Raw genomic sequence first — 13,320 nt, forward strand, 5'->3', positions numbered from 1 at the left:
GATGAATAATTTGCGAACTTGGTGGCAAGGTTTAGCACCCAGAGAGCAGCAACTTGTTGGTTTTTGTGGTGCAATACTTTTTATTGGCATTATGTATTGGGGCGTATGGACACCGATTTCAAATGCTCAAATAGAGGCTGAACGTAATCATAATGCAGCACAACAAACCTTAAATTATGTAAAACAAACCGCGAATAAAATTGCGGGGTTACAACAAGCCGGCGCTCAAACAAAGGTGCGCGGTAGTTTAAGTTCAATTGTTAATCAAACGGCAGGGCAATACCAATTAGAGATTACTCGTATGCAGCCGCAAGGCGACAAAATACAGTTGTGGATGGAAGATGTCCCGTTTGATGCATTACTGGGTTATTTACACGATTTAGTTGAACAAAAAGGCTTAACGCTAGATAGCGTCGATTTAGCCGAGTCTGATGTAGCTGGCTTTGTTAAAGTCAGACGAATTCAGCTTTCACAGTAAGGATTTTTTGTGAGTTTATTTTTTAAAATACTGATTGGTGTGCTTGTTTATTTTGTTTTTATGATTGCCTATATTCCGGCAAACTGGTTAGTCAGTATTGCCCCGCTTCCTAATAATACGGTGATTAGTGGTGCCGAAGGGACCTTATGGCAAGGGAAAGCGGCGTTGGTAAGTATTGATCAACGGCAAATAGAACATGTCTCTTGGCAATTAAGTCCTTGGGGTTTATTCATGGGTCAGGCCAATATAGATTTTAGTATTGGCAATCGTGCAACGCCTGTAAGTGGTAAAGGTAGCGTAACCTGGTCTCTTGCGGGGATCAGTGGTAACACTATTCGCCTAGATGTGCCAAACAGTTTTTTACTTGCCGGAGCCCGCCTACCCTTTAAAACTCAAGTGAGTGGTGATGTGAGCTTAATGATTGAAGTGTTACAGCAGGGTAAGCCTTGGTGCGAGCAATTAAGCGGTAAATTATTTTTAAATAATACCGATGTTAAAAATCAATTTGGTGCTTATCCGGTTGGTAATATCGCGTTGGATTTGAGTTGCCTAGACGGCCAATTGCAATTAGCAACAGATGAAACTCAAAATGCAATCGGTTTAACCGGCACCGCCATTTTAGGCGAGGCAAACTTAGTTAAGGTCAGCGCCAAAATTAAGCCGACAGATACCCAGCCTCAAGATTTACGCGATGCGCTTCCGTTTTTGGGCCGCCAAGATAGCCAAGGATATTATCCAATTAATTACCAGGGTGTAGTGCCAGGGTTGTAGCCTAATCCATTGTGCCATTGTTGGCTCACCCAATAGAAGCAAGTAAAAAAAGCGCGTTGATAGCAATATCAACGCGCTTTTTAATGTTCACTTTCTGTTGTACTTTAAAGTGCGTCTAATAAGTCACTCACCGCGGGAAACTGCTTAAATACGGTATACGGCTTTTTACTGTCGGGGTTACTTACACCTAATTGATAGCCTACACCAGCAAGCTTTGACGCCGCTAAAATCACTTCACTGTCATCAATAAATAAGCATCTAGCAGGATCTAAATTAAATTTATCGAAGGCGTAACGCCAAAAGTTAGGATGTTCTTTGGGGTAGCCACTTTCATGACTGGACAATAACTCATCGAGTCCATCGGCTAAGTTGGTGTGGGTGAGCTTGAGCGCCAAGCTGTGGGGATGCGCATTGGTAAATAGAATCCGCCGTTTACTGGCGCCCGCCAATGCTTGTAAAAACGGCATGCTGTCATTACGAATAGTAATTCTGTCTACGGCTGTATGGTGCAATGCTAAAATATCCAAGCCTAAATGACGTTGCCAATAATCTAAACAGTACCAGTCTAATGTGCCAACCACATCTTGATAGGCTTGGGTCACCAATTCATTCGCATCGGCGAGGCTAATTTTGCGCAACAGGCTTAATTGTTGCGGCACTAGTTGTAACCAAAAGTGGTTGTCAAAGTGTAAATCGAGTAGCGTGCCGTCCATATCGAGCAGCACAGTATCGATGTTATGCCAAGGAAACATGTAAATTCCGGTTGTAGAATATACGTAGAATAGTAAGATTGTAACTTGTCTTTATTAATTCGTCACATGGGGCTGCAATGACACAGCGGCAGAACAAGCCGGAAATCCTGCACACTGAAGTCGTTGCTAAAAGCCGACTGTTTCAAATTGAGCAGGTTCATCTTAAGTTTTCTAACGGCGTTGAACGTCAATATGAAAGAATGAAAGGCGGTAGCAGGGGAGCCGTGATGATTGTCCCTATCCACGAGGGGCATTTGTTATTAGCCAGTGAATATGCAGCAGGCACCGATAATTATGAACTCGGATTTCCTAAAGGTTTGATCGATCCCGGTGAAACAGCCATTGAAGCCGCAAATCGAGAGTTACAAGAAGAAATAGGCTATGGTAGTCATAAGCTCACCTTGTTAAAAGAGTTGTCATTGGCCCCAGGTTATTTCTCAAGCAAAATGCAAATTTTTGTCGCTGAGCAGCTTTATCCTAGCCGTTTAGACGGTGATGAACCTGAGCCGATAGATGTGATCCCATGGCCTTTAACTGATTGGCAATCATTACTCAACAATAGTGATTTTTCAGAGTCCCGCAGTGTTAGTGCTTTGTTTTTAACTCAGCACTATTTAACAACCACTGAGACCGCGCAGAAGTAGTCTCAGGCATATGGTTAAACGTAAATATTTTTGCGTACCATAATAATTTAGGCAAACAACCGCGAAATTAAGGGATAAAAAGGTCATTGTACCCTTAAAGATTATCCTTATTGACCCCTGCGATTGGAGTAGTAATGAAGCCAGAAAACATAATCGACCAAGTTATTAGCATCGCCACCCAAGCCGGAGAGAAAATCCGTGACATTTATTTAAATGGTACGTTTAAGCGCGAGATTAAATCAGACAACACTCCTGTTACCTCTGCAGACTTAGCAGCCCATAATATTATTTGTCAGCAACTTGCTGAGTTGACTCCAGATATCCCTATTTTAAGTGAAGAAGCCGCTGATATTCCATTGAGTGTCCGTGAGACATGGAAACGCTATTGGTTGGTGGATCCGCTAGATGGTACGGGGGAGTTTATTGCGGGCAGTGGTGACTTTTCAGTCATTATTGCCTTGGTTGAGCACAATCGTCCTATCATGGGCATTGTTTATGTGCCAATGACAAAAGTGTGTTATTACGCAATAGCCGGCTTAGGTGCTTATAAACGTGATGGTAAAAATGAAGTCAGAATCACCAGTAAGCAGTTGGCAGAAAACGACACAGATAATATTCGCTTAGCAGTTAGTCGCCGCCAAGATCCGCAATCTGTTTTAAAATTAATGAATAAGCCTAACCATTGTGAATTGGTAGTGATGGGGGGCGCGGCATTAAAAAGTTGTTTAGTGGCAGAAGGCCGTGCAGATTGTTACGTTCGGTTAGGGCCTACTGGTGAGTGGGATACTGGGGCGGCACAAATTATTATTGAAGAAGCCGGCGGCGCCTTGATTGATATTAACTTACAGCCAATGACCTACAATGAGCGTGAAACGTTAGAAAACCCCAACTTTATTGTCGTGGGCAGCACTAACTTGTCCTGGGATATTTTGTTGACATCTTAGGTCATAGTGACAACGAATATATTGTTGTAGTCTATTGCTTTTAGATTGATGTGTGAATAATGTATCTCAATTGTTAATAAGCTGATTTATTGAGAGCAAGACACATGAGAAACAAAGGAATGTATAGCGCTTCAACCTCGATGTTATTGATCCTCGGGGTATTTGGGTTGGTAGGTTGCGGTGGTGGCAGCAGTGACGATAGCACATCTGGCGGCGGTGGAACCCAAGACGGTCGTTTAACGGGTGACGTTGTTTATTACGCCGCAGCGTGTGATGTCACACAGCCTGCCGTGGGAGCGGATCTTATAGTACATCGTAAAGATGGCAGTATTTTAAGCCAATCTAAAGTGCCTTCAACGGGTAAGTTTGATATTGCTTGGCCATCTGATGCTTATCACTTTTCATATGCACAGCAAATCAATGGCGAGTTATTCGTTTACAGTAAGCTCAATGTGGTGGCGGGGGATATTGGTATTGTCGGTGAACGTAATACCAACATCGATTCAGCTTGTGCTTGCAGTGACTTTAATTTTTCATTGAGTGATGTTAATGCCAATTATAACGGTTATACCGTTTATATTGACGGTAAGAGTAATTGGTCTAGTGCTAGGGTATGTAAGCAAGATGGGCAGTTTCCCCCTGTTAATTTGGTACTAAGCCAAACCTATGCTAATGGTGTGACATCCTATGCGGCACAAATAGATGTTAATGGTTATGCTGCTAATAGCACGATATATGTTGCCCCTTCTATATTTGAAAATGCTGAAAATGAAGGTGTTGAACTCAACGCCGAATTAAGCAGCGCCAACAGCAATATATACTCGCCAAAATTTAGAACGTTTTCAGAAACAGATTATGGTCGAGTGAACTGGATTGAATGGCCTGTGTCTGCGCATGTTTTTCCGGGATTATTTGCTAATAACTTTATTACTTATTCTAATTTTGAACAGTTAGGAGGGGACGATTATGGTCAAGTTTTTTACTACACCAGTCGGCGTCATCGCGTAACCGATCCTGACAGTACTCAAGTAGTACAATTACAGCAAAACCAGCAAAAAATGTTACAAAGCACCGATGCCATTTTATCTAGCTTTAATGAGGATGGTGCCAGTAACTATGATTTTACAGGTATCGGAACGGGTAAAACCTTACTTCAGGTTAATTTTGGCCAAAGCGGTATCGCGAACTGGACAATTGAAGCGCCATTAAAAGGGACGTTTCCAGACTTGGATTTACCGACAAATTTACAAACACCGTTTGAGCAAATTTCTCAAGCGAATCTCTCAGTCATGATTTATGGTTACTTTAGTCATTCGGCTACCCAATATAATCAATTCCGAGCAAAGACTGTTGAATTGCAACGTGCTGATTTGAAAACACGGTCTGACTTTTATGATAACTACGTTATTGAGCAAATTTCAGTAGATATTTATTAACTCGACAAAACCGTCCAAGCAGGCGTTTTTACACCGTTTATTAGGGGCTGTTGATCTTTGCAAAAACAACCTGAAAGATCAACAGCCCCTAATCACCCTTGATGGCTAGTTTGCCTATGTGTTTGTCATATCACCCAACCGCGCTTATTGGTTACATAAACTCATATCATCGGGATATCGTAAGCCATTAACCTCAGCTCCCCCGTTGTTTACGGCATTATGTTGATTTTGCTGTTTAACCGCCAAGGTGTTGCATTTAACAGTGCTCTTTAGATAAAAAAACATTATTATGAACGTTGTTTTTTATTTTTTTTGCTGTTAACTTACCATACATAAAGGTAACAAATGATGGGGCCGCCCTGTGGCAAGACGCAAAGAGCATTCACATGAACAAATTAAACAGATGGCTATTGCTGCTGTGTTGTTGCATTTACAACAAGATAGTCTTCATGGTCTGAGTTTAAGAAAGATTGCTGCTCAAATAGGTTATGTTCCCAGTACATTGATTAATATTTTTGGTAGTTATCAATACCTGTTACTGGCCGTATCTGAACATACTTTAATGAATTTATCCGCAATTTTGCAGGAGTTTACTACCCAGACACCACTGGCAAATATTAACAATATGGCCATCGCTTACAGTACGTTTGCACTTGAACATAAAAGCTGTTTTCGTTTGGTATTTGAGCTGTCAATGCCAGATGATCAGCCCTTGCCAGTTAATCACTTAACCCTAATAAAATCATTATTTGCGTTGGTGGAATGTCAGTTGCGTTTGTGTGCACCAAGTATGAGCGATCAAGACATTGAGGTCATGAGCCGTGTACTGTGGGGAGGCATTCACGGGTTAACATGTTTAGCGTTGGATGGAAAACTATTTGTTACGCACAGTGACTTACACGCAATGTTAACGAGTCATGTAAAAGGATATATCACCGGCATGGGCATACACAGGGACTTATTATGATATTAACCAAACGTTTTTTTCCATATTTTGCCACGCTATGCCTAGGTGCGCTAAATGATAACTTTTATAAAAATGTGTTGTTACTACTGGTAACTTACAGTCAGCTAAACGCATTACCTATCGACGTTAACTTATTTGTTAATTTAGCTGCTGGTGTGTTTATTTTACCGTTTTTCCTGTTTTCGGCGCATGCGGGTATCGTGGCTGATAATATGAATAAGGCAAAACTAATCCGGCGCTTAAAGCTATTAGAGTTGATTATTATGTCAACTGCAGCTATCGCAATTATTAGTCAAAGTTATATGATCATGTTGGTTTTGCTGTTTTTAACCGGTAGCCAGTCAGCTTATTTTGGACCGGTAAAATACTCCTTACTGCCGCAAGCATTGAGCGAAGCTGAACTTGTAAAAGGTAATGCGTTTGTTGAGATGGGGACCTTTTTGTCGATTCTTATTGGTACCTTGAGCGCAGGTTTGGTGGTGTCGAACGAAAATGGCTTAATCTGGGCCGCTGTTATTGTATTTGTGTTTGCTATTTGTGGTTATTTGGCGAGTCGTGCTATCCCATCTCTGCCCGCACAAGGCGAAGTCAACCCGGATAAGTTTTCATTATTTTCTGGTACCTGGCGATGTATCAATAAAGCGCGTGAAACGACTTCCATCTGGATGGCTATTTTAGCCATTAGTTGGTTTTGGTTTGTCGGTGCCACTTATCTGACTCAGTTCCCTAACTTTGCTAAGCTACACTTGCACGCTGATGCAACGGTTGTGTCACTATTGCTGGCACTTTTTTCTGTGGGAATTGCCGTGGGATCTTTTGTATGTGAACGATTTTCATTTGGTCATGTAGAGCTAGGATTGCTGCCGTTTGGGGTATTAGGATTAAGTGTATTTAGCTTTGATATGATAGGTGCAATTCCACTGCAGGTTGTTGAGCCTAGTTTTGTTTATAGTGTTGAGTCTTTTATTGCTCACTCGCAGCATTATCGCGTAATGATCGACTTGTTTCTGGTTGGGTTAAGTGGCGGTCTCTTTATTGTGCCCTTATATGCCTTTATTCAAACCCGTGCAGATCAAAAAGAGTGTGCGCAAGCGATTGCGGCAAATAATATTATCAATGCGCTGTTTATGGTCGGCTCTGCAGTGTTATCGATAGTCTTACTTGGAATGTTGAGTTGGAGTATTCCTGAGTTATTTATGCTTATTGGTGTACTTAATTTAGTGGTGCTAATTTATGTTTATGCTCAAGTGCCCGAGTTTACGCAACGGTTTATTAGCTACTTACTTAGCCATGTGATGTATCGTGTTAGCGTTAATGGGCGCCAAAATATTCCAGCCCAAGGTGCTGGGATTATCGTGAGTAACCATGTGAGTTATGTCGATGCTTTAATTATCATGGGTGCTTCTACTCGCCCCATTCGTTTTGTCATGGACAAATCGATTAGTGAGATGCCACTCTTAAAGTATGTGTTTAGGCATGCTGGTGTGATCCCAATTTGTTCACCTAAAAAGTGTCAAGTCACTTACCAAAATGCATTTGAACAAATTCACCATGCGTTAGCCAACGATGAGTTAGTGTGTATATTTCCTGAGGGACGGTTAACGCCAGATGGTGATATTGGTGAATTTAGACCGGGCATAGAGAAGATTTTACAACGTGATCCTGTGCCAGTGATACCGTTAGCATTAAACGGTTTGTGGGGGTCGTACTTTAGCCATAAAGATGGGCATGCACTAACAACAAAACCAACGCGCTTTTGGTCTCGGGTTAAGGTGAACATTGCGCCAGTTGTTGCCGGAGATACCACGAACTGTGTGGCGCTTCAGCAGCTAGTGTCTAATCAATTCGAAAAATAAATAATGCTAATAAAACGAAAAAAGCCATCTTAAGTTACAAGATGGCTTTTTTTGAATGTAACTTTTACTGAATATAAGCTGCGGTTAAACTCTTCCACTGGCGTTGCTGTTCAATAAACTGATTACGTAATTGTTGAACTTGCTGCTTGAGGTTATGGTCGGCTAATTGTTTACGCTTAGCGTCTAACAAACTTTTTTTCGCTTGATAATAGTCAAGTAAATGTTGTTTCATTAGCTCGTATTCGGCTTGGAATTTTTCGATAATCTCATCGCAATTTGGCAAATGTGCCACTTGATTTGTCGCATGTAAAAGCTGCATTTTTAGACGAGCACTTTCAATACGTTCTTGTGGCACCTTACGTAAATCGCTGGCCAAGCCTACCCAACTCATAGTTTTAATCAACCATTTAGTTGGGTCATAATCCCACCACTTAATGCCGTTACGATAGTCATTTTCAAAAATATGGTGAAAATTGTGATAGCCCTCGCCATATGTCAATAAGGCTAAAAATGCATTATCACGTGCCGTGTTTTTATCTGTGTACGGCTGTTTACCCCAAATATGGGCTAAAGAATTGATAAAGAAGGTACAGTGATGGACAACGACTAACCGAAGTAAACCCGCCATTAGCACCATAGAGAGTATGTCACCATTTAACCAACCTAAGAATGCAGGTAAGCCAATGTTCATTAAAATAACTAACACTAGGTAATGTTTATGTTGCCACATAACAATACGGTCATTTTGTAAATCGCGCACATTACTGTAATCGCTGTAACGACTTGCTTGGTACTCTCTTAGCATCCATCCGATATGACTATACCAAAACCCCATTTTGGCTGAGTAAGGATCTTTATCATTATTATCAACATGTTTGTGATGAATTCTGTGGTCACTACACCAATGTAGAGCACTGTTTTGCAGTGCTAAAGCACCACCTAATGCGTATAAAAAACGCACGGCAGGGTGAGCCTTATATGCTTTATGGGACCATAGTCTATGGTATCCAGCAGTAATGGATAACCCACTCGCGTATGCAAAAGCAACAAATGCGATCCATTCAATGCCGTCAAAGCCATGGGTGAAACCACGCCAAGGGATCAATACCACAGCGCCAAGTAGGGTAATGGCAAATAACAGGGTATTAAGCCAAATGATTGGAGGTTTTTTCATGTGATAGGGTTCCAATAATAAATATCAGCAGGTTGAGCGTACATTTGTACGCTAATTTAACTTAGGTAGTAGGTATGGGTCAAGTTAACAGGGCTGTGTTTCTGTTTTAAAAACGGTATTATCTGTTGCTAAATATTGACTGAATGGATGAGTAAATGGGTGTTAGAGCACAACAAAAGGAAAAAACGCGTCGTGCATTAGTCGATGCAGCATTTAATCAGTTGAGTGCAGAACGAAGTTTTTCAAGCTTAAGTTTACGTGAAGTTGCCCGTGAAGCTGGTATCGCTCCCACTTCTTTCTATCGTCACTTTAAAGACATGAATGAGCTTGGCCTAACCATGGTTGACGAAGGTGGATTAACGCTGCGTCAAATGATGCGTAAAGGTAGGCAACGTGCAGAAGCGGGTGGCAGTGTTATTCGTATTTCAGTAGATACGTTTATTGAGGTACTTGAATCTAATCCAAACGTATTTCGTATTTTATTGCATGAGCGTTCAGGCACATCTGCAGCTTTTAGAGCGGCCGTTGAGCGTGAGATTGAGCATTTTATTTCAGAATTGGCACACTATACTGAAGCGCAAGCTAAGCGTACTCCAGAGTTAGCCCGGGCACAGGCTGAGGCATTAGTCATTTTGGTGTTCAATGCAGGGGCGTCCGCCTTAGATATGAAACGCAGCGAGCGCAAAGCATTAGCAGATCAGCTCGTGTTACAACTACGTATGGTTGCAACCGGCGCAGAAGCGTTACAACAAAAGATGGATAATCGAGCGTAACAGCATTAACCAACTAGCATGTATCAAAGGGCGCGAATTATCGAGCCCTTGTTATTTTGTCGTATTAAGACCTATTTGCGTACAAGTAGCACACCTGATTCCATGTGATCGGTATATGGAAATTGGTCGAAAAGAGCAAAACGAATTATTTGATGAGTGTCGCTTAGTGTGAGCAAGTTGTCTTTTAAGGTTTCAGGATTGCACGATATATACAAAATACGCTCGTAGCCCTGAACTAATTTTAGCGTTTCTGAGTCAATACCAGCACGCGGCGGGTCAACAAAGATGGTATTGCAATCAAAGCTGTCTAAATCGATACCTTCTAAACGTCTAAATTCACGCTTCTTTGCCATTGCATCACTAAAATCTTCTGCAGACATACGGATGATTTGAACGTTATCTACCTTATTGATAGCAATATTAAATTGAGCAGCATCAACAGACGGCTTAGCCAGTTCAGTGGCGAGTACACGGTTAAAGTTTTGTGCCAAGGCAATGGTAAAATTACCATTACCACAATACAGTTCTAACAAGTCACCCTTGCTTTGTTTTGTTACATCAATTGCCCATTCAAGCATTTTTATCGACACGTTAGCATTAGGTTGAGTAAAACTGTTTTCAATTTGTTTGTATTGCAATACTTGCTGGTTAACTGTTAATGACTCGACAACGAAGTCTTTGTCTAAGTCGATTTTTTGTTTCCTGGCGCGGCCGATTATATTGACATTAAACTGGGATGATAATTTAGCTTTTAATTGAGTTGCATGTTCGCGCCATTCTTCATCAAGCTGGCGGTGATACAATAAAGAAACTAAGATTTCGCCGCTTAATGTTGACAGAAAATCTATCTGGAATAGCTTGTGACGTAATGCTTGGTTAGGCGTTAACTCGACAATAAGTGCTGCCATCATTTGATTAATCAATTTGCCAGCGGGTAAATATTGATCACAACGTACTTTTGCATTCAATGCTTTATCAAACATGTAGTAATATAAGTCATCGCCTTCATGCCACATTCTAAACTCGGCACGCATGCGATAATTCATTGGCTCAGAAGCAAAGACTTCAAGAGCGGGTGGATTGAACTCGACAAAGGCCTGCTCAAGCTTGATGCGCTTTTGTTGTAATTGTGCATCGTAGTTTTTAGGATCCATTGCAGCTAAATTCATGTTGTCCACCTAAGAATGTAAAAAAGGGCGCAAATATTATACTAAATGACGCTGATGTCTAGGGCCTGTTGACCTTTCAAGGTTATTTTTGCAGCGAATTGTTGGCCATTTGTACAAGGCAGAGACTTTGAGGTGTAGTTATTCTACATAAAAAGTCGATAACGCAGTAAAAATGACCAACAAACGCTGCCCACAGGGTTCGGCTAAAAACGTTTTACTCTTTGTTGAATAGATTTTGCTTAGGTGGCTAGGCTACAATCCATTCGCCTCGATTAAAACGTTTTTAACTCGAACAAAATTCAACCAGCAAAGATCAACAGACCCTAGTAATACCAGGCTTTTATAACACGAGAAGCCCACTATTGCTGAGCATATTGATAATTGGAGACAATATTGTCTGGACCTATTTTAGTGTTTGATTCTGGGATTGGCGGCTTGTCGGTCTTGAGTGAAGTGAGAAAACAATTACCACAGCATGATTATTGTTACCTGTTCGATAATGCACGTTTACCCTATGGCAACTTATCAGAACAAGAACTGATAACAGGGTGTGTTGCACTAATTACTCAGCATGCTAAACGACTCAAAGCCAGTATTGTTGTTGTTGCATGTAACACAGCAAGCACATTGGTTTTGCCACAATTGCGTCAACAATTAACTATCCCTGTTGTTGGTGTGGTTCCTGCTATTAAACCTGCGGCGATGTTGTCGACCAAAAAACATATTGGCTTGCTCGCAACCCCTGGCACAGTGAGGCGAGATTATACCCAAACATTAATTCAGCAGTTTGCTGGCGACTGTAAAGTAGAACTATTTGGAACATCAGACTTAGTGTTACTAGCAGAACAACATGTTGCTCAACAACAAATCGATCTGCACCAGTTACATGAGATCCTAGAACCAATAAAAGCATCTCAGATTGACGTACTGGTGTTGGGTTGTACTCATTTCCCGATGATAGCCACACAAATAAGTGACTACCTTGGTAAAGGCGTTGCATTGCTTGATTCAGGTGAGGCAGTAGCTAATCGCGTAAGGTTTTTACTGAGTAAGGAGCACACTGGAAATAAGCAACTACAAGCGTGTTACACCAAAGAAATTAATGAAGGACTTAAAGAAGCATTAGTCGATTATGGTTTTAGTGAATTTTCGCTGGTAACCATAACCGACTAACATAGTACTGGATAACGACTAATAGAACTTAGCTATTATCAGAGTCAGACTCTTGTGATTTAGCTTCTCTTACTTTTAATGTGCGTTCTTGAAAACTGTAGTCATTAAGCTTCGTCATTGCTTTTTGAGCACCAGCCTCAGACATTTCAACAAAACCAAATCCTTTACGACGGCCCGTTTTGCGATCGCGAACTAAACGAACAGAGTTAACTGGACCATACTCACCAAATAAAGCCTTTACTTCACCTTCATGAACACGGTAAGGCAAATTACCTACATATAATGTCATGGTTGGGCCAACATAAGGTTCATCAGCAGAATTGGCTGAGCTAGTTGGAATAAAGGTGAAAATTAACATTGCCACTACAACACCAGCAATGAACGCTACAGAAGAAGATGTACCGCTAAACTGAAAAAAAACAAAAGCGCCAAGAAGCGCCGCAATCAAAACAATCACGAATGATTTCTGCATAAAATAATCTCTAAATGAATATAAAAAATGATAAATAACTGTTAAAAACCGTTACATAGTAATTAAAATTTACCAGATACACCAGACTGCTGTTGAAAATTTGAGCTCAAAATTAACTTTAATATCAAAAATAAGCGTTTTGTGATCCAGATAAAGAATGTTCTTTAGGCAAAAAAGCTAAAAAAGGAACGATCTGGACAAAAGATCAACGTTCAAAATAATTTTGCATAAAAGCGCTTGCACTAAATCTTAAGCTGCCTATAATGCGCATCCACTGACACGGCAGACAGCGAAAGCAAAAAACCGGTGAGTGTTATCAAGCAGCTAAGGTTGCACAGATAACGGCAAAAGAAGTTTGAAAAAACACTTGACGCCAAAAAGGGAATGCGTAAAATACGCAGCCCTGACCAACATAAACGGTCAACGCTCTTTAACAATTTATCAAGTAATCTGTGTGGACATTCACAGGTATTGAGTTATTCGAAATTGTCTTCTTGTTCTTCGGAATGTAGGCAATCAAAAAATTTAAACTCAATGTCTTTTCTCTTAAGTGAGAATGATGAATGTTCATAGCAATATGTACAAAAGACTTATTTCACCTTGGTGAAATAAGCAATCAGAATTCATTGAGCTGAATCGCAAGATTCAACAAAACTTTAATTGAAGAGTTTGATCATGGCTCAGATTGAACGCTGGCGGCAGGCCTAACAC

13 protein-coding genes and 1 pseudogene are annotated in these 13,320 nt (G+C 40.9%); 9 read left to right on the plus strand and 5 right to left on the minus strand.

Translation table 11 applies throughout. The features are described from left to right. Window position 1: 1 nt before the first annotated feature. Both L2703_RS15895 and L2703_RS15900 read left to right on the plus strand, forming a co-directional pair. Window positions 2–478, plus strand: a complete 477-nt coding sequence (locus L2703_RS15895; RefSeq protein ID WP_248972054.1) for a type II secretion system protein M — start codon at window positions 2–4, stop codon at window positions 476–478. Window positions 479–487: 9 nt separating this feature from the next. Beyond that, window positions 488–1,249, plus strand: a complete 762-nt coding sequence (locus tag L2703_RS15900) for a type II secretion system protein N (RefSeq protein ID WP_248972055.1) — start codon at window positions 488–490, stop codon at window positions 1,247–1,249. 104 nt (window positions 1,250–1,353) lie between these two features. Here the strand turns inward: L2703_RS15900 and yrfG are convergent, their stop codons facing one another. After that, a complete protein-coding gene (gene yrfG, locus L2703_RS15905) occupies window positions 1,354–2,001 on the minus strand; it encodes a GMP/IMP nucleotidase (RefSeq protein WP_248972056.1) in 648 nt (215 codons plus the stop codon). 77 nt (window positions 2,002–2,078) lie between these two features. On the opposite strand from yrfG, the gene nudE reads away from it, so the two are divergent. The 5 genes from nudE to L2703_RS15930 all read left to right on the plus strand — a co-directional run bounded on the left by nudE (window position 2,079) and on the right by L2703_RS15930 (window position 7,848). Beyond that, window positions 2,079–2,645: an ADP compounds hydrolase NudE gene (gene nudE / locus L2703_RS15910; RefSeq protein WP_248972057.1), complete on the plus strand. Its 567-nt coding sequence runs from the start codon at window positions 2,079–2,081 to the stop codon at window positions 2,643–2,645. A 134-nt stretch (window positions 2,646–2,779) separates the two neighbouring features. Next, the gene (cysQ, locus tag L2703_RS15915; RefSeq protein ID WP_248972058.1) at window positions 2,780–3,589 is read left to right on the plus strand and encodes a 3'(2'),5'-bisphosphate nucleotidase CysQ; all 810 of its coding nucleotides are present in this window, start codon (window positions 2,780–2,782) and stop codon (window positions 3,587–3,589) included. Window positions 3,590–3,693: 104 nt separating this feature from the next. Next, a complete protein-coding gene (locus L2703_RS15920) occupies window positions 3,694–5,025 on the plus strand; it encodes a hypothetical protein (RefSeq protein ID WP_248972059.1) in 1,332 nt (443 codons plus the stop codon). A 361-nt stretch (window positions 5,026–5,386) separates the two neighbouring features. Then, window positions 5,387–5,992 carry a TetR/AcrR family transcriptional regulator gene (locus L2703_RS15925; RefSeq protein ID WP_248972060.1) on the plus strand — a complete coding sequence of 202 codons (606 nt, stop codon included), beginning with the start codon at window positions 5,387–5,389 and terminating at the stop codon, window positions 5,990–5,992. After that, window positions 5,989–7,848, plus strand: coding sequence for an MFS transporter (locus L2703_RS15930; RefSeq protein ID WP_248972061.1), 1,860 nt, complete (start codon window positions 5,989–5,991; stop codon window positions 7,846–7,848). The genes L2703_RS15925 and L2703_RS15930 overlap by 4 nt, the downstream gene beginning before the upstream one ends. A gap of 64 nt (window positions 7,849–7,912) precedes the next feature. On the opposite strand, the gene L2703_RS15935 is transcribed toward L2703_RS15930, so the two are convergent. Further along, window positions 7,913–9,022 carry an acyl-CoA desaturase gene (locus tag L2703_RS15935; protein WP_248972062.1) on the minus strand — a complete coding sequence of 370 codons (1,110 nt, stop codon included), beginning with the start codon at window positions 9,020–9,022 and terminating at the stop codon, window positions 7,913–7,915. A gap of 155 nt (window positions 9,023–9,177) precedes the next feature. Here L2703_RS15935 and fabR point away from each other — a divergent pair, with 155 nt between their 5' ends. Beyond that, window positions 9,178–9,795, plus strand: coding sequence for an HTH-type transcriptional repressor FabR (gene fabR, locus L2703_RS15940; protein ID WP_248972063.1), 618 nt, complete (start codon window positions 9,178–9,180; stop codon window positions 9,793–9,795). Between the two features lie 71 nt (window positions 9,796–9,866). Here the strand turns inward: fabR and trmA are convergent, their stop codons facing one another. Next, a complete protein-coding gene (trmA, locus tag L2703_RS15945) occupies window positions 9,867–10,964 on the minus strand; it encodes a tRNA (uridine(54)-C5)-methyltransferase TrmA (RefSeq protein ID WP_248972064.1) in 1,098 nt (365 codons plus the stop codon). 36 nt (window positions 10,965–11,000) lie between these two features. Beyond that, window positions 11,001–11,198 (minus strand): annotated as a pseudogene (locus L2703_RS15950) (hypothetical protein). 159 nt (window positions 11,199–11,357) lie between these two features. On the opposite strand from L2703_RS15950, the gene murI reads away from it, so the two are divergent. Next, complete coding sequence (gene murI, locus L2703_RS15955) at window positions 11,358–12,137, plus strand: glutamate racemase (protein WP_248972065.1); 780 nt, start codon at window positions 11,358–11,360, stop codon at window positions 12,135–12,137. A gap of 28 nt (window positions 12,138–12,165) precedes the next feature. On the opposite strand, the gene L2703_RS15960 is transcribed toward murI, so the two are convergent. Further along, window positions 12,166–12,609 (minus strand): RNA recognition motif domain-containing protein, encoded by a 444-nt coding sequence (locus L2703_RS15960; protein WP_248972066.1) that lies wholly within the window; start codon window positions 12,607–12,609, stop codon window positions 12,166–12,168. Between the last annotated feature and the right edge of the window lie 711 nt (window positions 12,610–13,320).

The sequence above is a fragment of the Shewanella basaltis genome (assembly GCF_023283885.1).
In the GTDB taxonomy this organism is placed as follows: Bacteria; Pseudomonadota; Gammaproteobacteria; order Enterobacterales; family Shewanellaceae; genus Shewanella; species Shewanella basaltis.

Excerpts from the sequence above, each read along its gene's own strand:
- nudE (WP_248972057.1), top strand. The coding sequence starts at position 2,079 with ATGACACAGCGGCAGAACAAGCCGGAAATCCTGCACACTGAAGTCGTT.
- fabR (WP_248972063.1), top strand. The coding sequence starts at position 9,178 with ATGGGTGTTAGAGCACAACAAAAGGAAAAAACGCGTCGTGCATTAGTC.
- yrfG (WP_248972056.1), bottom strand. The coding sequence starts at position 2,001 with ATGTTTCCTTGGCATAACATCGATACTGTGCTGCTCGATATGGACGGC.
- L2703_RS15920 (WP_248972059.1), top strand. The coding sequence starts at position 3,694 with ATGAGAAACAAAGGAATGTATAGCGCTTCAACCTCGATGTTATTGATC.
- cysQ (WP_248972058.1), top strand. The coding sequence starts at position 2,780 with ATGAAGCCAGAAAACATAATCGACCAAGTTATTAGCATCGCCACCCAA.
- trmA (WP_248972064.1), bottom strand. The coding sequence starts at position 10,964 with ATGAATTTAGCTGCAATGGATCCTAAAAACTACGATGCACAATTACAA.
- L2703_RS15895 (WP_248972054.1), top strand. The coding sequence starts at position 2 with ATGAATAATTTGCGAACTTGGTGGCAAGGTTTAGCACCCAGAGAGCAG.
- L2703_RS15930 (WP_248972061.1), top strand. The coding sequence starts at position 5,989 with ATGATATTAACCAAACGTTTTTTTCCATATTTTGCCACGCTATGCCTA.
- L2703_RS15935 (WP_248972062.1), bottom strand. The coding sequence starts at position 9,022 with ATGAAAAAACCTCCAATCATTTGGCTTAATACCCTGTTATTTGCCATT.
- L2703_RS15960 (WP_248972066.1), bottom strand. The coding sequence starts at position 12,609 with ATGCAGAAATCATTCGTGATTGTTTTGATTGCGGCGCTTCTTGGCGCT.